Source organism: Falsiruegeria litorea R37 (assembly GCF_900172225.1).
Lineage (GTDB): Bacteria > Pseudomonadota > Alphaproteobacteria > Rhodobacterales > Rhodobacteraceae > Falsiruegeria > Falsiruegeria litorea.
The window spans coordinates 178653-201166 of the sequence record NZ_FWFO01000004.1; the positions used below are offsets into that span (position 1 = coordinate 178653).

20 protein-coding genes are annotated in these 22514 nt (G+C 60.2%); 11 read left to right on the plus strand and 9 right to left on the minus strand.

Features of this window, described 5'->3' with window-relative positions; genetic code table 11:
• Positions 1-63 precede the first annotated feature (63 nt).
• The 5 genes from TRL7639_RS18990 to TRL7639_RS19010 all read left to right on the plus strand — a co-directional run bounded on the left by TRL7639_RS18990 (position 64) and on the right by TRL7639_RS19010 (position 4592).
• Positions 64-942: an RNA polymerase factor sigma-32 gene (locus TRL7639_RS18990; protein WP_085797455.1), complete on the plus strand. Its 879-nt coding sequence runs from the start codon at positions 64-66 to the stop codon at positions 940-942.
• A gap of 5 nt (positions 943-947) precedes the next feature.
• The gene (locus TRL7639_RS18995) at positions 948-1772 is read left to right on the plus strand and encodes a ChaN family lipoprotein (protein ID WP_235820459.1); all 825 of its coding nucleotides are present in this window, start codon (positions 948-950) and stop codon (positions 1770-1772) included.
• A 91-nt stretch (positions 1773-1863) separates the two neighbouring features.
• Positions 1864-3060 carry a bifunctional phosphopantothenoylcysteine decarboxylase/phosphopantothenate--cysteine ligase CoaBC gene (gene coaBC, locus TRL7639_RS19000; RefSeq protein ID WP_085797457.1) on the plus strand — a complete coding sequence of 399 codons (1197 nt, stop codon included), beginning with the start codon at positions 1864-1866 and terminating at the stop codon, positions 3058-3060.
• Between the two features lie 27 nt (positions 3061-3087).
• Positions 3088-3543, plus strand: a complete 456-nt coding sequence (gene dut, locus TRL7639_RS19005; protein ID WP_085797620.1) for a dUTP diphosphatase — start codon at positions 3088-3090, stop codon at positions 3541-3543.
• Positions 3543-4592, plus strand: coding sequence for a HesA/MoeB/ThiF family protein (locus TRL7639_RS19010; RefSeq protein ID WP_085797458.1), 1050 nt, complete (start codon positions 3543-3545; stop codon positions 4590-4592). Before dut ends, TRL7639_RS19010 begins: the two co-directional genes overlap by 1 nt.
• A 91-nt stretch (positions 4593-4683) precedes the next feature.
• Here the strand turns inward: TRL7639_RS19010 and TRL7639_RS19015 are convergent, their stop codons facing one another.
• A complete protein-coding gene (locus TRL7639_RS19015) occupies positions 4684-5898 on the minus strand; it encodes a trans-sulfuration enzyme family protein (protein ID WP_085797621.1) in 1215 nt (404 codons plus the stop codon).
• Between the two features lie 141 nt (positions 5899-6039).
• Between TRL7639_RS19015 and TRL7639_RS19020 the strand changes: the two genes are divergently transcribed.
• Entirely contained in the window at positions 6040-8055 is a 2016-nt protein-coding gene (locus TRL7639_RS19020; RefSeq protein ID WP_085797459.1) for a M3 family metallopeptidase, read from the plus strand.
• Positions 8056-8204: 149 nt separating this feature from the next.
• Here TRL7639_RS19020 and TRL7639_RS19025 read toward each other — a convergent pair whose 3' ends face one another.
• The 6 genes from TRL7639_RS19025 to TRL7639_RS19050 form a co-directional block, all read right to left on the minus strand.
• Entirely contained in the window at positions 8205-9137 is a 933-nt protein-coding gene (locus TRL7639_RS19025) for a 2-hydroxyacid dehydrogenase (RefSeq protein WP_085797460.1), read from the minus strand.
• A 4-nt stretch (positions 9138-9141) separates the two neighbouring features.
• A complete protein-coding gene (gene rodA / locus TRL7639_RS19030; RefSeq protein WP_085797461.1) occupies positions 9142-10290 on the minus strand; it encodes a rod shape-determining protein RodA in 1149 nt (382 codons plus the stop codon).
• Positions 10287-12233, minus strand: coding sequence for a penicillin-binding protein 2 (gene mrdA / locus TRL7639_RS19035; protein WP_085797462.1), 1947 nt, complete (start codon positions 12231-12233; stop codon positions 10287-10289). The genes rodA and mrdA overlap by 4 nt, the downstream gene beginning before the upstream one ends.
• Positions 12230-12769, minus strand: a complete 540-nt coding sequence (locus TRL7639_RS19040) for a rod shape-determining protein MreD (protein WP_085797463.1) — start codon at positions 12767-12769, stop codon at positions 12230-12232. The genes mrdA and TRL7639_RS19040 overlap by 4 nt, the downstream gene beginning before the upstream one ends.
• Positions 12762-13673: a rod shape-determining protein MreC gene (gene mreC, locus TRL7639_RS19045; protein WP_085797464.1), complete on the minus strand. Its 912-nt coding sequence runs from the start codon at positions 13671-13673 to the stop codon at positions 12762-12764. The genes TRL7639_RS19040 and mreC overlap by 8 nt, the downstream gene beginning before the upstream one ends.
• A gap of 75 nt (positions 13674-13748) precedes the next feature.
• Positions 13749-14795, minus strand: a complete 1047-nt coding sequence (locus TRL7639_RS19050) for a rod shape-determining protein (protein WP_085797465.1) — start codon at positions 14793-14795, stop codon at positions 13749-13751.
• 328 nt (positions 14796-15123) lie between these two features.
• Between TRL7639_RS19050 and TRL7639_RS19055 the strand changes: the two genes are divergently transcribed.
• Positions 15124-16020, plus strand: coding sequence for a sterol desaturase family protein (locus TRL7639_RS19055; RefSeq protein ID WP_085797466.1), 897 nt, complete (start codon positions 15124-15126; stop codon positions 16018-16020).
• An 18-nt stretch (positions 16021-16038) separates the two neighbouring features.
• Positions 16039-16533: a DUF2141 domain-containing protein gene (locus TRL7639_RS19060; protein WP_085797467.1), complete on the plus strand. Its 495-nt coding sequence runs from the start codon at positions 16039-16041 to the stop codon at positions 16531-16533.
• Positions 16534-16599: 66 nt separating this feature from the next.
• Here TRL7639_RS19060 and TRL7639_RS19065 read toward each other — a convergent pair whose 3' ends face one another.
• Positions 16600-18174: a 2-isopropylmalate synthase gene (locus TRL7639_RS19065; RefSeq protein ID WP_085797468.1), complete on the minus strand. Its 1575-nt coding sequence runs from the start codon at positions 18172-18174 to the stop codon at positions 16600-16602.
• A 304-nt stretch (positions 18175-18478) separates the two neighbouring features.
• Between TRL7639_RS19065 and TRL7639_RS19070 the strand changes: the two genes are divergently transcribed.
• Positions 18479-19144: an SDR family NAD(P)-dependent oxidoreductase gene (locus tag TRL7639_RS19070; RefSeq protein ID WP_085797469.1), complete on the plus strand. Its 666-nt coding sequence runs from the start codon at positions 18479-18481 to the stop codon at positions 19142-19144.
• Positions 19145-19149: 5 nt separating this feature from the next.
• A complete protein-coding gene (locus TRL7639_RS19075; protein ID WP_207559698.1) occupies positions 19150-20667 on the plus strand; it encodes a cryptochrome/photolyase family protein in 1518 nt (505 codons plus the stop codon).
• Between the two features lie 2 nt (positions 20668-20669).
• On the opposite strand, the gene TRL7639_RS19080 is transcribed toward TRL7639_RS19075, so the two are convergent.
• Positions 20670-21251 carry a helix-turn-helix domain-containing protein gene (locus TRL7639_RS19080; RefSeq protein WP_085797470.1) on the minus strand — a complete coding sequence of 194 codons (582 nt, stop codon included), beginning with the start codon at positions 21249-21251 and terminating at the stop codon, positions 20670-20672.
• 77 nt (positions 21252-21328) lie between these two features.
• On the opposite strand from TRL7639_RS19080, the gene TRL7639_RS19085 reads away from it, so the two are divergent.
• On the plus strand, positions 21329-22513 hold the full coding sequence (locus tag TRL7639_RS19085; RefSeq protein WP_085797471.1) for an MFS transporter: 1185 nt from the start codon (positions 21329-21331) through the stop codon (positions 22511-22513).
• Position 22514: the final 1 nt, after the last annotated feature.

Sequence of the window (22514 nt, forward strand, 5' to 3'; positions counted from 1 at the left end):
GTATCGACTGTGTACGCGCAAAACAAGCCACGGCAGGCGTGCCGGACATTTGGGGAGAGATGTATGGCCTTGGACAATGCACGCGACACGTCAATGTCGCGCAAAGCGATGAAGGCAGAACTGCTGGATGCTGAAACCGAACGGGCGCTGGCCTATGCGTGGCGGGACCACCGCGACGAAGAGGCGCTGCACCGGTTGATCAACGCATATATGCGTTTAGCTATTTCGATGGCGGCCAAGTTCAAGCGTTACGGCGCACCAATGAATGACCTGATCCAGGAAGCTGGACTGGGACTGATGAAGGCGGCCGACAAATTCGACCCGGATCGGGGCGTGCGCTTTTCGACCTATGCGGTTTGGTGGATCAAGGCGAGCATCCAGGACTATGTGATGCGCAACTGGTCAATGGTTCGAACCGGTTCGACCTCATCCCAGAAATCGCTGTTCTTCAACATGCGTCGCGTCCAGGCCAAGTTTGAACGCGAGGCTGCGAGCGAAGGGGGGGCGTTGGATCGGCATCAATTGCATCAGATGATCGCTCTGGAAATCGGTGTACCCCTGCGCGATGTGGAAATGATGCATGGACGTTTGGCCGGATCTGATTTCTCTCTCAACGCTGTGCAGTCCGCGGATGAAGAAGGCCGCGAGTGGATTGATGCGCTTGAGGATGAAAGCGAACAGGCCGCCGAGCATGTGGAAAACGCCCATGATACAGCGCAACTGCGGGAATGGCTGCTCAAGGCTATGGGTGCATTGAACGCGCGTGAACAGTTCATCATCCGCGAACGCAAACTGCGCGATACGCCCCGCACGCTCGAGAGTTTGGGGCAGGAACTAAATCTGTCCAAAGAGCGGGTTCGGCAACTTGAAGCCGCCGCTTTTGCCAAGATGCGCAAAAGCCTTGAAGCTGAATCGCACGAGGTGCAACACTTCCTCGTATGAGACACATGACGATTCTGATCTGCGCCTGTGTGGCGTTTGTGGCCGCCCCGATCCGGGCGGCCTTGGCGTATGAACTGGTGCCGGACGAGATTATGCTGAAGATGGCGGGCGCTGATGTGGTGATTGTGGGCGAGGTGCACGACAATCCCGTGCATCACCGCGTTCAACGCGACGTTGTGGCCGCGCTGGAACCCCGTGCCATGGTGTGGGAGATGCTGACAGACGAGGGTGCGAAGAGGATCAACCGCAAGCTCATTTCTGACCCGGAAAAACTGGCGGCTGCGATCCGTTGGGCCGAGTTGGGGTGGCCGCCGCTGTCCATGTACCTTCCGATCTTCAATGCAGCGCCCGACGCCCCCATCTACGGCGCCCTTGTTCCGCGTGAGGCAGCGATGGCGGCGATGGATGCGGGCCCCGCCGTGGCACTTGGTGCAGATGCAGCGCGCTATGGGTTGACCGTTCCCCTTCCAGACGAGGAAAAGTCCGCGCGCGAAGCTGGGCAGATGGCAGCACACTGTGACGCACTGCCTGCCGAGATGGCTCCGGTACTGGTTCAAATCCAACGCCTGCGGGATGCGGTGCTGACCCGCGCGATCCTTACCGCGATTGAGGACACGGGCGGTCCTGTTGTTGTGATCACTGGGAATGGTCATGCGCGCAAGGATTGGGGCATTCCCAGCTTCCTGGCCCGCATGCAGCCGGGTTTGCGCGTGTTTGTGTTGGGGCAATCCGAAGCGGGGGCGATCCAAGGGACGTTTGACGCCGTTCTGGATGCGCCTGAGGTCGAACGAGATGATCCCTGTGCGGCGTTTCACAAAGCTACTGATTGAGGCCCGCGAAAATCGGCTGGCGGTTATGGCGGGCTTTGCCTAATGTCTGCCGGGCTGATTACGGGGCATCCGAAACGGGAAGGGGGCAGCCATGCTGGCATCCAAGCGCATACTTCTGATCATCGGAGGTGGCATTGCGGCCTATAAGTCCCTCGACCTGATCCGCCGCCTGCGGGAACGCGGTGCCGAGGTGACGGCGGTCCTGACTAAGGCAGCCGAAGAGTTTGTGACTCCGCTGTCTGTATCGGCCCTTGCCGGAACCAAAGTTTACCGCGATCTCTTTGATCTGACCGACGAGGCCGAGATGGGCCACATTCAACTGTCGCGCTCTGCCGATTTGGTGGTGGTTGCACCCGCGACCGCTGATCTGATGGGCAAGATGGCGTCGGGTCTGGCCAATGATCTGGCCTCGACCCTGTTGATGGCCACGGACACGCCCGTTCTGCTGGCCCCAGCCATGAACGTTCGCATGTGGGAGCATGCTGCAACACAGCGCAACCGGGCCACGCTGGCGGCTGACGGTATTGCATTTGTTGGTCCCAACGACGGCGACATGGCTTGCGGTGAATACGGTCCTGGCCGCATGTCGGAACCGCTTGAAATTGTGGCCGCTGTCGAGGCGCATTTTGCCGACGGTCCGTTGCAAGGCAAACGTATCCTGGTCACATCCGGCCCGACGCACGAACCCATTGATCCCGTTCGCTACATCGCCAATCGATCGTCCGGCGCGCAAGGAACGGCAGTGGCTCGGGCATTGGCGTCTTTGGGGGCTCATGTGGTCTTTGTGACGGGTCCCGCTGACGTTCCCCCACCTGATGGGGTCGAGGTTGTGGCCGTTCAAAGCGCCCGCGAAATGGCCGACGCGGTGCAGGCTGCTTTGCCTGTGGATGCGGGTGTCTTCGCCGCTGCCGTTGCTGATTGGCGTGTCGCCAGTGCCTCGGACCGGAAGCTGAAGAAAAGCAAGGATGGCTTGCCCGTATTGGAATTTGCCGAAAACCCCGACATCCTGAAAACCGTCTCGCGGATGGAGCAGGGCAGACCGGGGCTGGTTGTGGGCTTTGCCGCAGAAACCAACGATGTGATCGAAAACGCCACCGCCAAGCGGCTGCGCAAGGGCTGTGATTGGATCGTCGCCAATGACGTCAGCCCGGCGACCGGCATCATGGGCGGGGCTGAAAACGCCGTCATCCTGATCTCGGACACAGGTGCCGAAGAATGGCCCCGCATGAGCAAATCCGACGTGGCTACGCAACTGGCCGAGCGGATCGCAGCAAAGCTGGTGGGCTAAGAGAACATGCAAGCAGGAGGCCAGCAGATGATAGCCATCCGGGTCATCAGAGACGAAGACAGCGATCCGCAGATCGCACTGCCCAGCTATGAAACAGCGGGGGCGGCGGGTGCCGACGTGCGTGCCAATTTCCCGGACCGGACCGGTGTGGTCCTGGCCCCCGGTGCACGGGCGCTGATCCCCACCGGTCTGCGGCTTGAGATCCCGGCTGGGTACGAGGTTCAGGTGCGTCCGCGCTCGGGCCTTGCGCTGAAACACGGCATCACATTGCCCAACACGCCCGGGACCATCGACAGCGACTATCGCGGGCCCCTTGGGGTGATCTTGCTGAATGCGGGCACCGAGCCGTTCGAGGTGACGCATGGCGAGCGCATTGCACAGCTGATCGTGGCCCCTGTTCTACAGGCGCAATTCGACCTTGTGGACGGTCTGAGTGACACCGAGCGCGGCACTGGCGGCTTCGGCTCGACCGGGCGCAGCTGATGCTTCTGGTTCTGGGCATGGCCGCGATGCTCTGGGGCATCGGCATGGTGATGGGAGTATCCCGTCAGGCGCGGCTGACGCTCATGGGCGGGTTGCTGGCGCTGGTGTTGTTGCTGCAGTTTGCACTGCCAGACGGCCACCCGGTGCGTGAGGCCACCGGGCAGTCCCCGGCACTGTGGCTTATCCTGACCGGTGCCGTTGCTCTGATCCTCGGATACTCGCGTTTCCTTCGGGCGTTGCGGACCCGGAGTGCGCCCCAGGCAACCAAGCAGCCACCCAAACCAACAGGCAGTTTTTCCGATACCGAGCTTGAACGCTATGCCCGCCACATCGTCTTGCGCGAATTGGGTGGGCCGGGGCAGAAACGCCTGAAACAGGCCCGTGTTCTGGTGATCGGGGCAGGTGGCCTGGGCGCGCCTGCGTTGCAATATCTGGCGGCGGTTGGTGTCGGCACCATCGGTGTGATCGACGATGACGTGGTTGAAAACGCCAACCTGCAACGACAAGTGATCCACCGCGATGCAGACATTGGTGTGCCCAAGGTGTTCTCGGCCCAAATGGCGATGGAGGCGCAGAACCCCAACGTCACCGTGCGCCCCTACAACCGACGCCTGACAGCCGACATCGCGGCCGAGCTTTTTGCGGACTATGATTTGATCCTCGATGGCACCGACAATTTCGAGACCCGCTATCTGGCCAATGAAACGGCGGTAAAGCTGGGCAAACCCCTGATTTCAGGCGCTTTGGCCCAATGGGAGGGGCAGCTGAGCGTGTTCCACCCGGCTGACACAGGTCCCTGCTACCAATGCATCTTCCCCGAAGCGCCGCCCCCAGGGCTGGCACCATCGTGCTCTGAGGCCGGGGTAATCGGCCCACTGCCGGGCGTGGTCGGGTCCATGATGGCGGTCGAGGCGATCAAGCTGATCACGCGGGCCGGTGCGGTGCTCAAAGGTGAGATGCTGATTTATGACGCGCTTTACGGCGAAAGTCGCAAGATCACCCTGTCCAAACGCGCCGATTGCCCCATCTGCGGAACAGAGGCGGCGTAACACAACCGCCGCGCGCCGCTAGGCGCGCGGCCCGGCCCAACCCCGCCAGCGGGCATCTGTGATGCATGCGCGGGGGCGGGAGTACCCCCGGCTACGACAACGCCACATCCAGATCGGCAATCAGATCCTCGGCGTCTTCCAGTCCGACCGACAAGCGGAAAATCCCGTCCCCCGCATAGGCGCGATACGCGTCCAACTGGGCACCTTCCAGGCGGAACGACGTCTCCATCAGGCCGGCTGTCTCCATCCAGAAAATCAGCGACCGGTGATGACCCAGTGACACCGCATAGTGGATCACTTGCAGGCGGTCGATCATTTGTTGTGCCACCCTCTGACCCGCTGCCGCATCACCCACTTGAAACGAGATCATGCCCGAGGTGTTCGACATCTGCTGCGCCGCCAACGCCGCTTGCGGATGCGATGCCAACCCCGGATAGATCACGCGTGTAACTGATGGATGGCTCTCCAACCACTCGGCCACCGCCTGTGCGCCGACCTGATGCGCCCTCATCCGCAGGGGCAGGGTTGAGGCTCCGCGCGCAATCAGCCAGGCATTGAAGGGCGACAGGATGCCCCCGTGATGGATCGACGCCTCGGCCCGCATCTTGGCGATCAGATCTGCGCGCCCCGCAACTGCTCCGCCAACCGCATCGCCATGCCCGCCGATGTATTTGGTGATCGAATGCATTGTCAGGTCCACGCCCAAACCAACCGTGTCCATGCCCAAAGGCGAGGCAAAGGTTGCATCGCAGCTGTGCAATGCGCCCGCTTCCTTCGCCAGCTTCGACACTGCCGCCAGATCCGTCAGTCGCCCGATTGGGTTCACCGGAGTTTCCGTATGGATGAGCCGGGTGTTTGGCCGAATTGCCGCCGCAACCGCCTCCAGATCCGACATGTTGATCGTGCTCACCTCGATCCCCAGACGCGGCAGGGTCTCGCGCGCCAGTTCCGCGACCCCGGCATAGGACACATCCGAGACCACCACATGGTCACCCGCCGACAAGAACGTCAGAAAGATCGCAGTTGCCGCCGCCATGCCAGAGGCCGTGCACAAACAGGCCTCGGTTCCCTGCATCGCCGCGATCTTCTTTTCCAGCATTGCAACGGTCGGATTGTCCCACCGGGCGTACAGAAACCCCTCGGGACCGTTTTCCAGATCATGCGCGGAAAACCCGGCCACCTGATCGGTGACAAAGGTCGATGACATATGCAATGGCGGTGCCGAGGCGCCCGTCGCAGGATCCGGCCCTTCGCCCGCGTGAATGGCTTTTGTCATTGGCCCCAGGGGGCGGTTTCTTTGCGTCATGATCATCTCCCATGTTTCGGGGCACAGTGGGCGGACGCCGTCCTCCGGGCAAGAGGCTTCTCGACACGTATTGCCAAATCGCGACACGCCCTCTGGACCATTTGCAAGCGCGCACCTAGCTTGAGCGCAAAGGAGACACCCATGACCAATCCGATCCTTGCCCAGTGGCAAACCCCATTTGAAATCGCGCCCTTTGACGCCATCAGCGACGACGATTTTGCCCCGGCTCTGGACACAGCTCTGACTGCCCACCTTGGGGAGATCGATGCAATAGCCGACAACACCGAAACACCTGATTTCGACAACACCATCGGCGCGATGGAGGCGGCGGGCGAGGCGCTCGACAAGGTACTTTCGGTGTTCTTCACCGTCGCGGGCGCCGACAGCAACCCCAAGCGCGAAGAGTTGCAACGAGATTTCTCGCCAAAGCTGGCGGCGCATTTCTCGGCGATTTCGTCGAACAAAGCGCTGTTCCGCCGGGTGGCTGATCTCTGGGCGCGCAAGGATGACCTGACCCTGACACCAGAACAGTCCCGTGTCCTGATGTTGACCCACCGCAGCTTTGTCCGTGCCGGTGCCGCGCTCGAGGGCGAGGACGACACACGCATGCAAGAAATTAAGGCCCGTCTGGCCACCCTTGGCACTTCCTTCACCCAGAACCTGCTGGCGGATGAGCGCGAGTGGTTCATGAAACTGTCCGAAGGTGATCTGGAGGGGCTGCCCGACTTCGTCGTCGAAGCCGCCCGCGCCGCTGGGGCAGAGAAGGGCGTCGATGGCCCTGTTGTGACTCTGTCCCGCTCGATCATCGTGCCCTTCCTGCAATTCTCGCCCCGCCGCGACTTGCGCGAAGGGGCCTATAAGGCCTGGGCCGCGCGCGGCGCCAACGGTGGCGAGACGGACAATCGCGAGATTGCGGCCGAGACGCTGAAACTGCGTGAGGAACGCGCGCATCTATTGGGCTATGACAACTTCGCCACCTACAAGCTGGAAACCGAAATGGCGCGCACGCCCGAACGGGTGCGCGAGTTGTTGATGCAGGTCTGGGAACCGGCCAAGGCACAGGCGGATGCGGACTCGGAAACCATGACCCAGATGATGCAGGCTGACGGCATCAACGGCCCGCTCGAAGCCTGGGATTGGCGCTACTACGCAGAAAAGCGTCGCAAGGCCGAACATGATCTGGATGAGGCCGAGCTCAAGCCCTATCTGCAGCTCGACCGCATGATCGAGGCGTCTTTTTCTTGCGCAAACCGCTTGTTTGGCTTGGACTTTGCCCCGCTCGACATCCCGCTCTACCACGAAGACTGCCGCGCATGGGAGGTGACCCGAAATGGCAAGCATGTCGCGGTGTTCATCGGTGACTATTTCGCCCGCGGTTCGAAACGTTCGGGCGCCTGGTGCAGCGCCATGCGCGCCCAGGCCAAATTCCCAAAGGAGCAGGCACCGATCGTGATCAACGTCTGCAACTTCGCCAAGGGCGATCCGGCGCTCTTGTCCTATGATGACGCACGCACGCTGTTTCATGAATTCGGCCATGCCTTGCACCAGATGCTGTCGAATGTGACTTATGAGAGCATCTCAGGTACGTCCGTGGCACGCGACTTTGTCGAACTGCCCAGCCAGCTCTATGAACACTGGCTCGAGGTGCCCGAGGTTCTGGCCGAGTTTGCCACACACGCTGAAACTGGTGCTCCGATGCCGAAAGAGATGCTGGAAAAGGTGCTCAAGGCTGCGAACTTCGACATGGGGTTCCAGACGGTGGAATATGTCGCGTCGGCATTGGTGGATCTGGAGTTCCACGACGGTTCAGCCCCCGTTGATCCGATGGCAAAACAGGCCGAGGTTCTGGAACAGATCGGCATGCCCCACGCCATCGGCATGCGCCACGCGACCCCGCAGTTTGCCCACGTCTTTGCAGGCGACGGGTATAGCTCGGCTTATTACAGCTACATGTGGTCCGAAGTAATGGATGCGGATGCCTTTGCTGCCTTTGAAGAGGCAGGGGGAGCATTCGACGAGGAACGAGCCAACGCGCTTGAGACGCACATCCTGTCCACTGGCGGTTCGCGTGAAGCCGAAGAGCTCTACCTGGCGTTCCGGGGCAAGCTGCCCGGGGTTGAGGCACTGCTCAAAGGACGCGGGCTCATCGCTGCCTAACTGCGCGGCCTATCGGCCTTGCGTCCTGCGGACGGCAGGGGGCCAGGCTCACGCGGGCAAAGCCCGCGTGAGCCTGGCCCAACGGGAGGAGATGTTTCGCCAGAAACATGGACGACGGGCGGGAGTACCCCCGAAGCTGATCCGATGGGTCAGTACCCGAGGAACCGATCCACGATATGCAACAAAGGCTCGCCGTTCAGGTCGCGGCGGATGTTTTCCGCGATGACCTGGCTGGCGGTGCTGGCACGGGTCTCGGATGCGATATGGGGCGTCACTGTCACCTGAGGGTGCGCCCAATAGGGGTGCTCGGCGGGCAGGGGTTCGATGCGGAACACATCCAGGGTCGCATGGGCGATCTGGCCGCTGTCCAAGGCCGCGAGCAGAGCGTCGTCATCGATCAATGGCCCTCGGCCGGGGTTTATGATGCAGGCGCCACTCGGTAGCTGTGCCAGCGTTTGGGCGTTCAACGTATTTGCGGTCGCGGGCGTGTTTGGCAGCAACAGAACGACGATTTCAGCCTCTGATAGAGCAGAACGCAGCCCCTCTGTGCCGTGCAGACAGAGAATGCCGTCGATATCCTTGGCTGACCGGCTCCAACCGCTGACGTCAAACCCCAGCCCTGCCAACGCTTGCGCAACAGCTGCTCCCAACGCGCCCAAGCCCAAAACGGTCACCTTGCGATCTTGAGCCAGCGGAGGCGCCACGTTGCGCCACATGCCGTCCTGGCCGTTCATATGCCCGTCTATCCCGAGGTGATAGCGCAGCGTGTGTCCCATCACCCATTCGATCATGCCCTGCGTCAGCCCATGATCCACCATGCGTGTCAGCGGTACGGTCAGGGTCGTGTTGCCGACCACATCCTCGACCCCCGCCCACAGGTTCAGCACGGCCCGTAGGCGGGTGTAGGGCGAGAAGTCCTGTACATCGCTGTTGGGGGCATAGACGATGTAATCGACCTGATCGGGGGCGAACTCGGTTCGCAGATCGAACGCGATCCCTGCCTCTGTCAGGGCCTTGGTCAACGGCTGTTCATAGGTCGTCCAGCGTTCTGCCTTGGCGGCAAACAGGATGTTGGTTGTCATGATGTCAGGATCCCAGACGAGGTCGATGGATATGCGCGCTTTGTACCAGTCCGAATGCCACCATCAGCACCAGCATGGCTGACCCGCCATAGCTGACCATGGGCAGCGGCACGCCGACAACCGGTGCCAGCCCCATGACCATCGACATGTTCACGGCAAAGAACAGGAAGAAGTTGATCGAGATACCCAGGGTGACCAGCGACGAAAACCGGTCCTTTGTGGCAAGCGCGGTCGAAATGCAGAAAACGATGATCAGGGTATAGAGGCCCAGCAGGGAAAAACCGCCCACAAATCCGAACTCTTCCGCTAGCGTGGTGAAAATGAAATCGGTGTGTTTTTCGGGCAGAAAATTCAGGCGCGATTGTGTGCCTTGCATGAAACCACGTCCGGTCCAGCCGCCCGAGCCAAGTGCGATTTTGGATTGGGTGATGTGATAGCCAGCGCCAAGCGGATCCGAAGACGGGTCGAGAAACGTGTCAATTCGGCGGTATTGATAGTTCTTGAGCAACTGCCATTCGGTGCCACGGCTTTGGAACACGGCCGTGACAAGACCAACACCGGCGGCAATCACGGCGGCAAAATAGGCCCAATGCACGCCCGCCAGAAACATGAGCCCGCCGCCTGCGGTCATCAACAGGATCGAAGTGCCCAGATCGGGCTGGCGCAGCACCAGAAACGTCGGAAACAGGATCATCACCACCGGCACCAGCACCCAAAACGGGCGCGAGGTCTTGTTGCCGGGCAACCAATCATAATAGGCCGCAAGCAGCATGACCAACGTGATCTTCATCAATTCCGAGGGTTGCAGGCGCATGAAACCGACGTCGATCCAACGTTGCGCGCCCATGCCAACCGCACCGAAGAACTCGACCGCAATCAACAGGATTATCGAGATCAGATAGGCCACTACAGCCATGTTGCGCCAAAACCAGATGGGGACCATGGCCACAAACATCATAGCAGCAAGGCCAAGTGCAAAGCGTTTCATCTGCGGTTCGGCCCAAGGGGTGAACGACCCGCCCGCAACCGAATAGAGCATTAGAAACCCGACTCCGGCCACGCTGACCAAGAGCACAGTCAGCGCCCAGTTCATGTAGAACACCTTGCGCAGACCGGTCGGCGTGGATTTGACCGTGTATTCGAGATAACTCATGCGCGGTCCTTTCCGTCGGTCCGGGCGCGGGGTCGGCGCTCGCGTTTCATCCGCTCTTGTTGGGCTTCTATGCGGCCTCGGTCTTTGCGGGGATAGGCCTCAAGCGGCGGTGTTCCTCCAAAAAGCGCCTGTAACATGATGTCCCGCGCAACCGGTGCGGCAGCCTTTGAACCGCCGCCGCCATGCTCGACGACAACGGATACGGCGTACTTGGGGTTGTCGTAGGGGGCGAAGCAGACAAACAGTGCGTGGTCGCGACGCTCCCACGGGAGATCGGCGTTGCGGATCACACCGGCTGCGCGTTCGGCCGCAGTGATGTTTCGGACCTGGCTGGTGCCTGTCTTGCCTGCCAGGCGGAAGGCATCGTCGATGATCCGGCTGCCATAGGCCGTACCGCGCCGGTCGTTGCTAACCGAGAACATGGCGCGACGCAGCTTACGTAGGTTGTTTTCGTTGACGTCGATCGTTTCGCCCGCACCGCTTGCCTGTTCAACACCATCGATGGATTTGACCAACCGGGGCGTTACGCTGCGCCCGGTGGCAAGCCGCGCCGTCATTATCGCCAACTGCAACGGAGAAGCCAGCATATAGCCTTGCCCAATCGAGGCGTTGGCGGTGTCCCCTACCAGCCAATCCTGGCCATGCACTCGCGATTTCCAGTCGCGATTGGGGGCGAGTCCGCTGGCCACGGCAGACATCGGCAGATCGTGGCGCACGCCCAGGCCGAACTTCTTGGCCATTGCGGAAATCCGGTCGATCCCGACCTTTAGCGCCACGTCGTAGTAGTAGACATCACAGCTGCGCTTGAGTGAATTGAGTAGGTCCACATGCCCGTGGCCGCCACGCTTCCAACAGTGGAATTTGCGGCTGCTGACCTCCAGATAGCCGGGGCAGAACACGGTGTCGTCTGGGCCGACGATCCCGGCTTCAAGCGCGGCCAGAGCCGTGATCATCTTAAAGGTCGAGCCGGGCGGGTAGGTGCCTTGGACTGTTTTGTTGGCAAGGGGGCGGTATTTGTCTTCGGTCAGCGACCGATAGTCGGCGACCGAGATACCGCGCACAAAGAGGTTGGGATCAAACGAGGGCGCGGATGAGATCGCTCGCAGATCGCCTGTTTCGCAGTCGACGACAACAGCACTGGCACTTTCGTTGCCCAGGCGGGCTTGCACGTATTCCTGCAGATCTGCATCGACCGACAATTGCAGGTCTGAGCCCTGCTGTCCCTCACGCCGGTCAAGCTCGCGCATGACGCGGCCGGTGGCGTTGACCTCAACTCGCTTGGCGCCAGCTTTTCCGCGCAATTGGCGCTCGCGCTTGGCTTCGACCCCAACCTTACCGATTTGAAAACGCGGAATACGCAGCACTGGTTCGGGGTCTTCGATCTGGCTGAGGTCATAGTCGCTGACCGGGCCGACATAACCCAGGACATGCGCAAAATCAGGGCCTTGGGGGTAGACGCGGGTCAGGCCGACCTCGGGGGTGATACCAGGCAGGGCGGGGGCGTTGACCGCAACTTTTGAGATGTCGGCCCAGGTAACACGCTCGGCCAGGGTCACTGGCAAGAAGGGGGGCGAGCGGCGCATTTCGGCGCGAGCGCGTTCAACTTCTTCGGGGTCAAGGGAGACCAATTTGGACAGGTCGCTGATCACCTTGTCCACATCGCCCGCATCCTCGCGCACGATGATAATGCGGTACAGCGGGATGTTCTGACCCAGGATGGCGCCGTTTCGGTCAAAAACTTCGCCGCGCGTGGGTGGGATAAGGCGGATATTGACGCGGTTTTCTTCTGCAAGCAGCCGAAACTGATCGGCCTGATCGACCTGCATGTATCGCATCCGCATTGCCAGCCCGCCAATGAATGCGGCCTGCATGCCCCCAAGCAGCAGCGCACGGCGTGTCAGTTTACGATGGGTGCCTTCGACGTCGCGGGGGGGGCGTTTCATGACCGGCCTCCTAGAATGTCGACATCCGCCGGGGTCAGTTTGCGCACACCAAAGAGGCTTTGGCTGATGAACGCGACCAACGGATAGATCGCGATTGTCAGGACAAGCTGGATCAACACCAACCACAGCGGGGCTTGCACAACTGCTGTAAGGCCCAGGATCATTCGGTTCAGCACCATGATCGAAACCAACACCAACCCGACCGAGGCCCATTCGCCCAGAAAACTCGCGTCACTCAGACCGGCAGACCAATTGCGCAGATAGGCTGATCCTGCGACAACGAAAGCGGACAGCAAGCCGGGCGGCCGTTGAAGCATGAAATCTGCGATCAACATGACGCAGGCGATCAGCAGAACCGGTACAAAATCCGGACGCCTCAGAGACCAGGCAAAGGTGAAGGCGATCAGCAGATCAGGCGGGGCCCACCGACTGGGCAATGTATCAAGTGGCAACAGGTGGAAAAACAGGATCAGAAGCGCCAGCCCCACATACATCAGGCGCATGGTCCAAATGCGTGAGGTCGACAGGCTATCCATCAACTGCCTCCTCGCCCTCGGTGATTTGGGTGGTGTCGTCAATTGGGTCTGTGGTGACGATGTCACCAGGTGTTTTAATGTTTTCGTTGCCCAAATGCCTGATGACACGCAGGAACTCCAGGCGCTCGTAGTCAGCGGACAAGCGCACCCGCAACCGGCCCGAGGGGTCTTGGGCGACCTGGCCAATCAGCAACCCGGCCGGGAACACTCCACCATCTCCGGATGTGATGACACGATCACCGGGGCGGACCAATTCGCGGTTTTCCAGGAAATCCAGCACCGGAGCCGCTGTGTTGTCACCGGCAATCAGAGCGGTCTGACCCGAAGGCTGGATCGCTGCAGGAATTGAACTGGCCGCGTCGGTCAGCAGGATGACTCGCGCAGTATTTTGACCCACGCCGGAAATTCGCCCAACTAGCCCGATGCCATCCATCGCAGCCCAACCGTCGACAATGCCATCGCGGGCGCCCACATTGAGTAGTACGGATTGACGGAAGGGAGAGCCGCTGTCAGCCATCACAACGCCGGTCACATAGGTCAGTTGCGGATCAAGGCGCACGTTGTTGAGGTCCAGCAGGCGGGCGTTTTCCTGCTCCAACTGCAGCGCGGCCTCTTTCCAGGCACGCATCTGGCGCAGCTCGCTGCGCAATTCGCGGTTCTGCTCGCTCAGGCGTTGATAGCTCTGAAAGTCGCGGAACAAGTTGATCGTGGCCGTCACCGGCACCATGGCCCATTCCATTGACGGCACGACCTTGTCCGTCACCTGCGCACGGAACCGTTCAACGCGGGGGCTGTCGATCCGCCATACAAGAAAAATTCCCAGCAAACACAACAACAAAGCCCCAAGCAGCAGCCTGCGCAGTGGGGCAGTGTAGTCTTCGCGCTGTGAACGGTCCTTGGCCACGAGACTCCCTTTCGGCGCGCGTTTGGTCCTGAACTAGGGCCGATGCACCATACTGTGCCCTAAAGGGTGCGCCCCTTAGCTGTCGTAGTCAATCGCGTGGCGCAGTTGCTTTTCGTACTCCAGCGCCTTGCCGGTGCCCAGGGCCACGCAGTTCAAGCTTTCGTCAGCGATCGACACGGCCAGGCCGGTCTGCTCGCGCAGGGCAAGATCCAGATCACCCAGCAGCGCACCACCACCGGTCAGCATGACGCCACGGTCGACGATATCGGCGGCCAGATCGGGCGGCGTCGTCTCAAGCGCGGTCATCACCGCTTCACAGATCTGCTGCACCGGCTCAGCCAAGGCTTCGGCAACCTGGGCCTGGCTGATTTCGATTTCCTTGGGCACGCCATTCAGAAGGTCGCGCCCCCGGATGTGCATCGACTGACCGCGCCCGTCGTCGGGCATGCGGGCGGTGCCGATGGATGTCTTGATGCGCTCGGCCGTGGCTTCGCCCACAAACAGGTTCTGCTGGCGGCGCAGATAGCTGATGATCGCCTCGTCCATGCGGTCGCCACCTACGCGGACCGAACGGGCGTACACGATGTCACCCAGCGACAGAACGGCAACCTCGGTGGTGCCGCCGCCGATGTCGACAACCATGTTGCCGGTCGGGTCGGTGATTGGCATGCCCGCGCCAATGGCCGCAGCGATCGGTTCCGAGATCAGGCCCGCGCGACGCGCACCCGCCGACAGAACCGACTGACGGATCGCGCGTTTTTCAACAGGGGTTGCCCCGTGGGGCACGCAGACGATGATCTTGGGTTTGGAAAAGGTCGAGCGCTTGTGAACCTTGCGGATGAAGTGCTTGATCATTTCTTCGGCGGTGTCGAAGTCCGCGATCACACCTTCGCGCATGGGGCGAATCGCCTCGATACTGCCCGGTGTCCGGCCCAGCATCAGCTTGGCGTCTTCGCCTACGGCCAGCACCTTTTTCACGCCATCCTTGACGTGATAGGCCACCACGGACGGTTCCGACAGGATGACACCGCGCCCTTTGACATAGACCAGTGTGTTTGCCGTGCCGAGGTCAATGGCCATGTCCGATGTGAACAAGCCGCCGAGATTTCCAAACACTGACATATACGTGTGATCCTGCTGAGAGCTGCCGATTGGTCCCGCGACTCTGACAGTGCGAGACGATGATCTTATAGGCGTCCCAAGGTGAGGGTGAAAGTGCAGAATCATCGGAAACAGCGCGTTTCCGCCAATTCCAAGCCCGTTTCGCTACGTTGTGTTCAAATCAGGGGCTTTGCTGTCAACCGGCCGAGGCAAAAACCCCTGAAAACGTGGGTGTGATCAAGCGTTTTTTACAAGTTCCTTCATCTTTGGTATTGCAAAAGAGGTAGCGTTCACTAATTAAGTTGTCAGATATGACAGCAAACCTCTCCCCACACGAACGAGGCACTCCATGGAATTCCTAAGCCAATACATCAGCGATTTTCAGCTGACCCATTGGGAAACTCTGATCGATGAATGGTTTCTCGTCTTTGCCTTGGCCTTCTTGGTATTCGAGCTGATCCGCTATGCAGTTGTAAAAAGGCTGAACTGGGAAATGGTTGGTGATACGGTCACCAATTTTATCACGTTGGCCTTCTTCATCGGCATCACCTTTTTGGGCATGGCCGCCTTTTATGTTGGCGCCTATTTTTATGCGGCGCAGTTTGCCGTGTTTGAAATCCCCACGACCTGGGCTTCGTTCCTGATTGCGCTGGTTCTGGCTGATCTTGCCTACTACTGGGAGCACCGGATTCTACATCGGATCAACTTCCTTTGGGCCACGCATTCGGTTCATCACAGCTCTCCATTCTTCAACATCTCGGTCGCCTACCGTCATGGTCCACTCGATGGGTTCTGGCCGCTGTTCTTCCACCTGCCGCTGGTTTTGTTGGGTTTCAACCCGATCTTGATCCTGGTTGTTGAACTGCTGGTGCAGCTGTATCAGACCGCGTTGCACACCGAGGTCATCGGCAAGCTGTGGAAACCGATTGAGCTGATTATGAACACGCCGTCGCACCACCGCGTGCACCACGGGTCGAACCGCAAATACCTGGACAAGAACTATGCTGGGATCTTCATCATTTGGGACCGCATGTTTGGCACCTTTGAGGAAGAAGAAGAAGAGGTGGTCTACGGCCTGGTGACACCGATCGACTCGATCAACCCCTTCGTGGCCTTCTTCCACGGGTTCACGCGGCTGGCTGCGGATGTTTGGAAGATGCCCGGGTTGATGAACAAGTTGGGTGTGTTCTTTGGCCCGCCCGGCTGGCAGCCCAAAGACCGCAAAGACACCTCGCCTGCAGAATAAGCCACAAGGACAGCACAGATGCCATCCAACGTACAACGCATCACCGCCGCCATGGCCACGGCCGCCCTGTTCGTGGGCGGCGCCTGGCTCGCCGCCGGGTTCTCGGTTGATCTGCCGGACGCTTCCGTATCGACTTCAGGTGCGACCTCGGACGCAGGACTGACCGTTAACCTGCATGGCGCACGCAATGACACGGGCAACCTGATCGTCATGGTGTTTGACCGGGCCGAACCCTTTGCCAACATGGATTACCAAAATGCCGTCGGCTATCTGGAGGTGCCTGCCAGCACCTATCCACAGCGGCTGGACTTTCCTGAACTCAACAACAGCTACTACGCCATTGTCGCCATACATGATGAAAACGGTGACTATGAGTTGAACTATGACGAGACCTATTTGCCGACCGAAGGCTATGCGATTTCGGGGTCGAATGACCTGTATAGCGATCCGGTGTTCGAATACTCGCTGGTCGAACCAGGCAAGGTCGACCTGACGTTCTATTACTGGCAGTAAGTCAGCCTGCAATGAGAAAGGGCGGCTCAAGCGGGCCGCCCTTTTTGTTTGCGTGGCAGTCCCGCCTCAGGTCACGTCTTTGTACGAAATCTCGCGGGCATCCACGCCCGGACCGGATTTCTCGCGGCGCACGATCAGCCGGTTGAGCGCGTTGATGTAGGCGCGCGCGCTGGCGACCACAGTGTCGGTGTTGGCGGATTCGCCTGTTGCGATTACGCCGTCCTCTTCCAGGCGCACGGCTACCGTGGCCTGCGCGTCGGTGCCCGCCGTCACGGCGTGCACCTGATACAGCTGCAGGCGCGCGGTGTTGGGATAGAGGGTGCGAACGGCCTTGAACGTTGCATCAACTGGGCCGTCACCGTGTTCGGTTGCACTGACGTCCTTGCCGTCGATCTCCATCTCGACGGTGGATTCGGCTGGACCGCCAGTGCCGCAGACAACCTTCATCGATACCAGTTGCAGGTGATCGTTTTCCGCATCCTCACCCGAGCGCATCAGCGCGACGACATCGTCGTCAAACACTTCTTTCTTGCGGTCGGCCAGTTCCTTGAAGCGGACAAAAATGTCCTTGAGCTGGTTGTCGCCCACCTCGAACCCAAGGGTTTCCAGCTTGTCGCGCAGCGCGGCCCGGCCCGAGTGTTTGCCAAGCGGCAGCGACGTGCCCGCAAGGCCCACATCCTCGGGGCGCATGATCTCGAAGGTTTCCTTGTTCTTGAGCATGCCATCCTGGTGGATGCCGGATTCATGGGCAAAAGCGTTCTTGCCGACGATGGCCTTGTTGAACTGCACCGGAAAGCCCGAAACGGTCGCGACGCGGCGCGAAATGTGCATGAGCTTTTTGGTGTCGATGCCCGTGTGCCAGGGCATGATGTCGTTGCGCACTTTCAGGGCCATTACGACCTCTTCAAGCGCGGTGTTGCCTGCGCGTTCGCCCAGACCGTTGATGGTGCATTCGATCTGACGCGCCCCACCAGCAACAGCAGCCAGAGAGTTCGCGGTCGCCATGCCAAGGTCGTTGTGGCAGTGAGTGGCAAAAATCACCTCATCTGCGCCAGGAACCGTCTCGATCAGGTTGCGGATCAGATCGGCGGATTCAACAGGGGCGGTGTAACCCACGGTGTCGGGGATGTTGATCGTGGTGGCGCCGGCCTTGATCGCGATCTCGACCACACGGCAGAGGTAGTCCCATTCCGTCCGCGTCGCGTCCATCGGCGACCATTGCACGTTTTCGCACAGGTTGCGGGCGTGGGTGACAGTCTCGTGGATCTTGTCAGCCATCTCATCCATGGTCAGGTTCGGGATGGCGCGGTGCAGCGGCGAGGTGCCGATGAAGGTGTGAATGCGGTTCTTTTCCGCGTGTTTCACCGCTTCCCAGCAGCGGTCGATGTCGGCGTAATTTGCACGCGCCAGACCGCAGATGCGGCTGTTCTTGGAATTCATCGCGATCTCGGACACGGCCTTGAAATCACCCTCAGAGGCGATTGGGAACCCCGCCTCGATGATGTCGACGCCCATCTCATCCAGCAGCCCCGCAATCTCGAGCTTTTCGGCATGGGTCATGGTCGCGCCGGGGCTTTGTTCGCCGTCACGGAGCGTGGTGTCAAAGATCACGACGCGATCTTGGTCAGGAATATTGGTCATTTTGGTATCTCTCGTATCTGTCCTAAAGCCATGTGGCGCGCAGGCTGCCTCCTCTGAGCGGGCGCGCCGGATGGCACGCTCAGAGGCGGATTAGGATCAGTAGGCCACGCAGCGACGCACCGCATTCAGCGGTCAGGGTCGAATTATGTGCGCGGTTGATCATGGGGAAAGTTTATACAGGGCGAATTGGGAATGGAAAGAGCAAAATGCCCCAATGTTGCGCGTGCCTCAAAGGGGGCGCAGTTTCCGAAAACTGACCAAGAAGAAGATTGAAGTTGCGCTTTTCCCCGCTAGGTGAGCCGTCATGGAGAAAGCGTTGATTATTGGAGCCTCTGGCGGGATCGGGCAGGCCGTTGTTGCTGAGCTGACGGCGCGTGGAGTTGCAGTTCAGGGGCTGTCGCGCTCAGGCGATGGTTTGAATTTGACGAACCCAGATGCGGTGGAGCGGATTTTGGGTCAGGTCGAGGGGCCATTTGATGCCATCCTGGTGACCTCGGGCGCGTTGGAGGTTGCGGGCGCGGCGCCTGAGAAGTCGATCAAATCCATCACCGCGCAGGCGATGGTGGATCAGTTTGCGGTCAACGCCGTGGGGCCTGCGTTGGTTTTGCGCCACGCCGCACGACTATTATCGCGCGATAGGCGCGCGGTGGTGGCGGTGTTGTCGGCGCGGGTGGGGTCGATTGGCGACAATCGCCTGGGCGGTTGGGTCAGCTATCGCGCGGCCAAGGCGGCAGTGAACCAGATCGTGCGCACCACGGCGATTGAACTTGCGCGCACTCACAAACAGTCGATCTGTGTTTCCCTGCATCCAGGCACTGTGGCGACTGCGTTTACTGAAAAGTACCTTGGCCGTCACCCCTCGGTTCCCCCGGCAGAGGCCGCAGCCAACCTGATTAATGTGATAGAGGGGTTGACGCCCGAGCATACAGGCCAGTTCTTTGATTGGGCGGGCAAGGCGGTGCCTTGGTGACGCGGATGGTTCTGGTGCTGGGAGATCAATTGTCTCCCGTCCTCGCAGCACTGACGCACGCGGACAAGGACCGCGACATTGTGGTGATGGCTGAGGTCACGGTTGAAGCTGAATATGTGCCTCATCACCCGAAGAAGATCGCCCTGGTTTTGACAGCCATGCGCAAATTCGCGGCGCGGTTGGCGGATGAGGGTTGGACCGTGGCCTATACCCGGTTGGATGATCCTGAAAACGAAGGCTCGATCCCCGGTGAATTACTGCGCCGTGCCCAAGAGGCCGGCGCCAGTGACGTGCTGGTGACAACACCGGGCGAATGGCGCTTGATCAAGGCCCTGCGTGCGTCCCCGTTGGAGGTTCATTTCCTGGCGGATGACCGGTTTGTTGCAAGCCGCGCCGACTTCGAAGCCTGGGCGTCAGGGCGCAAGCAGCTGCGGATGGAGTATTTCTATCGCGAGATGCGGCGCAAGACGGACCTGATGATGGATGGGGATCAGCCCGCAGGCGGGAAGTGGAACTATGATGTCGACAATCGCAAAGCGCCGCCCAAGGGTTTGAACCCGCCCGAGCCGCCGCAGTTCCCGCCAGATCAGGTAACGCAAGAGGTTCTTGATCTGGTCGAAGCGCGGTTCGGGGAAAATTTCGGCAATCTGCGCCCCTTTTGGTTTGCGACGGATGCCCAGCAGGCCGAAATGGCGCTGGATCATTTCATCACCCATGCCTTGCCGAACTTTGGTGATTATCAGGACGCAATGGTCAGCGGGCAGCAGTTCCTTTATCACGCTGTGATTTCATCTTACCTCAACATCGGGCTGTTGGACCCTCTTACCGTCTGCCAGCGGGTCGAAGCCGCCTGGCGGGACGGCGCTGTGCCGATCAACGCCGCCGAAGGGTTCATCCGACAGATCATCGGGTGGCGCGAATTCGTGCGCGGGATCTATTTCCTGCAAGGCCCGGACTACGTGACACGCAACGCTTTGGGGCACGATCGGGCCTTGCCTGCACTCTATTGGGGGGCCGAGACGCGGATGAGCTGCCTGTCTCAGGCGGTCGAACAGACACGAGAAGAAGCTTATGCCCACCACATCCAACGGCTGATGGTGACAGGCAACTTCGCGCTTTTGGCCGGGATCGACCCGGAAGAGGTGCATGAATGGTATCTGGCGGTCTATGCGGATGCGTTCGAATGGGTCGAAGCGCCGAACACCGTAGGCATGAGCCAGTTTGCCGATGGCGGGGTGGTCGGATCCAAGCCTTACATCTCGAGCGGGGCCTACATCAATCGGATGTCGGATTATTGCAAAAGCTGCGCTTATTCCGTTGCGGCAAAAACAGGCAACGATGCTTGCCCGTTCAACCTGCTGTATTGGCACTTTCTGGATCGGCACAAGCTGCGCTTTGAAACCAATCCTCGCATGGGCAACATGTATCGCACGTGGGGGCGGATGGATCCGGACAAACGCGCGCTGATCCTCGCCGAGGCCGAACAGTTTCTGGGCCGGATGTCCGCGGGCGAGGTGGTCTGACCCTAGTAGTGCGGCGGTGTGACCGCCCAGACCAGAACCGTTCTGTCCGGGCCGGGGTTGTGATAGCGATGTGAGCGGGTCGAGGCGAACTGGATCGTGTCGCCGGGCCCCAACAGATAGGTTTGATCGTCCACCGTCACCTCCAACTGGCCTTCGGCGACATAACCCGCCTCTTCGCCTTTGTGGGAAAACAGTTCTTCGCCGGAACTTGCGCCTGGTTCGAATGTCGTCAGCACCAACTCCAACTGCCCGGCCAGCGACGGGCTGAGCAGTTCGTCCTTCAACCCTGATGAAAACCGCAAGGCCCGGCGGCGGTTTGCGCGGACAATCAGGTCAGCTTCGGGGTCGGCTTCGGTTTCGGGGTCGGGAAAGAACCAGTTGATCCCGACCCCAAGCGCCTTGCCAATCACGTTGAGCGCTCGGATCGAAGGGTCAGCATCCTGGCGCTCCAGTTGACTGAGGTAGCCGACCGACAGGGCGGTTTCACCTGCCAGCTGTTTCAGGGTCATGCCGCGCGCCTTGCGCAGCTCGCGCATGCGGGCGCCGATGATCGGTGTGGTTTGGCGAGGCGAGGTGTCCGTCATTGACTCATCTAAATTTTATGTCACAAATTATGATAAGGAATCATATCGCATCCAAGAATTCAGATAAAGGAGGTGTCATGTTCCGCAGGCCATTCTTTCGAGCCTATGGGTTCTGGCACTGGGGTGAAGGACTGCAGACGGTTCTGTTCACCTGGTATATGACCTTTCACGCCGGGTTGTCGGCCAGCGAGATCGGCTTCTACCAGGCCTTGGTCCTGTCGCCTTTTCTGGTGTTCACCATCGCAGGCGGGATGCTGACGGATCGCATCGGTGCCGGGGTTAGTTATGTGGGCTCGACCACCCTGTTTGGCCTGCTGCTGTTCGGGTACGGGGTGCTGGATCATGCGATGGGGTTCGTGCCGGTTCTGTTCTTCGTCTATTGCCTGGCTGCAGGTGTGGTCAGTGCCGTGTCCAACCCGGCCATCGACACTTTCATCCCCGAAGCGGGTCCCGGCACGGCATATGAAAACGGGGTGCTGGCGGCGACAGCCCACAACCTGGCAAAGCTGAGCGGCACGATCACCGGATTGCTACTGCCAATGCTGGCAGCGTTTGGAGGCTTTGTCGTCAACGGTGTTCTGATGCTGCTGAGCGTCGCTTTCCTGCGCAAACATCTGCGTCAAAACAGCGAACAACTGCAGGTCCATGCCGCGGGAGAGGGGCCACCTTGGTCGCGGGTCTGGCAGCATTATCGCGCATGCCCCGAGAACTTTGACATCCTGCTGTCCAGCGCCATGTTGGGGCTGCTGATCGTGCCAACAGGCTACATCCTGTGGCCGCTGACCCTGCGGGAGCGCTTTCCCGAATATGGTGATCTGATTGCGCTGGTGAACATCGCCAGTTGGATCGGGGCAATCTCGGCCACCGCCATGGCGGGCCGCTATTCCAGGCGCATTCTGAAGCCAGGTTTGGTTTCGCTGGTGGTGTGGGGCGGGTATGCCGTGATGCTGACCACGCTGACGCTGGTGGGCAGTTTTGCAGCTCTGTGCCTCGTCGTGATGGTTCTTGGCAGTGTCAAGGTTGGCAAGGCGATGGTCTATGGCAAATACATCCACAATTGCCCGTCCAGGGCGCGCGGTGTTCTGATCTCGGTCGAGCAGACGGCCTTCTGGGGGCTGGCCACTTTGGGCACGTTTGCTATGGGGGCATCCGTCGATCTGATCGGACTGGATACCACCATCCTGACAACGGCGCTGCTGGTGTTGGTGTTTGTGGCGGTGTTGACGCTGCGTGGGCGTCTACTGCGTCTCAGCCTCGCTTGAG

Coding starts and splice junctions, on each gene's coding strand:
- TRL7639_RS18990 (WP_085797455.1), top strand. CDS start 64: ATGGCCTTGGACAATGCACGCGACACGTCAATGTCGCGCAAAGCGATG.
- TRL7639_RS18995 (WP_235820459.1), top strand. CDS start 948: ATGACGATTCTGATCTGCGCCTGTGTGGCGTTTGTGGCCGCCCCGATC.
- coaBC (WP_085797457.1), top strand. CDS start 1,864: ATGCTGGCATCCAAGCGCATACTTCTGATCATCGGAGGTGGCATTGCG.
- dut (WP_085797620.1), top strand. CDS start 3,088: ATGATAGCCATCCGGGTCATCAGAGACGAAGACAGCGATCCGCAGATC.
- TRL7639_RS19010 (WP_085797458.1), top strand. CDS start 3,543: ATGCTTCTGGTTCTGGGCATGGCCGCGATGCTCTGGGGCATCGGCATG.
- TRL7639_RS19015 (WP_085797621.1), bottom strand. CDS start 5,898: ATGACGCAAAGAAACCGCCCCCTGGGGCCAATGACAAAAGCCATTCAC.
- TRL7639_RS19020 (WP_085797459.1), top strand. CDS start 6,040: ATGACCAATCCGATCCTTGCCCAGTGGCAAACCCCATTTGAAATCGCG.
- TRL7639_RS19025 (WP_085797460.1), bottom strand. CDS start 9,137: ATGACAACCAACATCCTGTTTGCCGCCAAGGCAGAACGCTGGACGACC.
- rodA (WP_085797461.1), bottom strand. CDS start 10,290: ATGAGTTATCTCGAATACACGGTCAAATCCACGCCGACCGGTCTGCGC.
- mrdA (WP_085797462.1), bottom strand. CDS start 12,233: ATGAAACGCCCCCCCCGCGACGTCGAAGGCACCCATCGTAAACTGACA.
- TRL7639_RS19040 (WP_085797463.1), bottom strand. CDS start 12,769: ATGGATAGCCTGTCGACCTCACGCATTTGGACCATGCGCCTGATGTAT.
- TRL7639_RS19050 (WP_085797465.1), bottom strand. CDS start 14,795: ATGTCAGTGTTTGGAAATCTCGGCGGCTTGTTCACATCGGACATGGCC.
- TRL7639_RS19055 (WP_085797466.1), top strand. CDS start 15,124: ATGGAATTCCTAAGCCAATACATCAGCGATTTTCAGCTGACCCATTGG.
- TRL7639_RS19060 (WP_085797467.1), top strand. CDS start 16,039: ATGCCATCCAACGTACAACGCATCACCGCCGCCATGGCCACGGCCGCC.
- TRL7639_RS19065 (WP_085797468.1), bottom strand. CDS start 18,174: ATGACCAATATTCCTGACCAAGATCGCGTCGTGATCTTTGACACCACG.
- TRL7639_RS19070 (WP_085797469.1), top strand. CDS start 18,479: ATGGAGAAAGCGTTGATTATTGGAGCCTCTGGCGGGATCGGGCAGGCC.
- TRL7639_RS19075 (WP_207559698.1), top strand. CDS start 19,150: ATGGTTCTGGTGCTGGGAGATCAATTGTCTCCCGTCCTCGCAGCACTG.
- TRL7639_RS19080 (WP_085797470.1), bottom strand. CDS start 21,251: ATGACGGACACCTCGCCTCGCCAAACCACACCGATCATCGGCGCCCGC.
- TRL7639_RS19085 (WP_085797471.1), top strand. CDS start 21,329: ATGTTCCGCAGGCCATTCTTTCGAGCCTATGGGTTCTGGCACTGGGGT.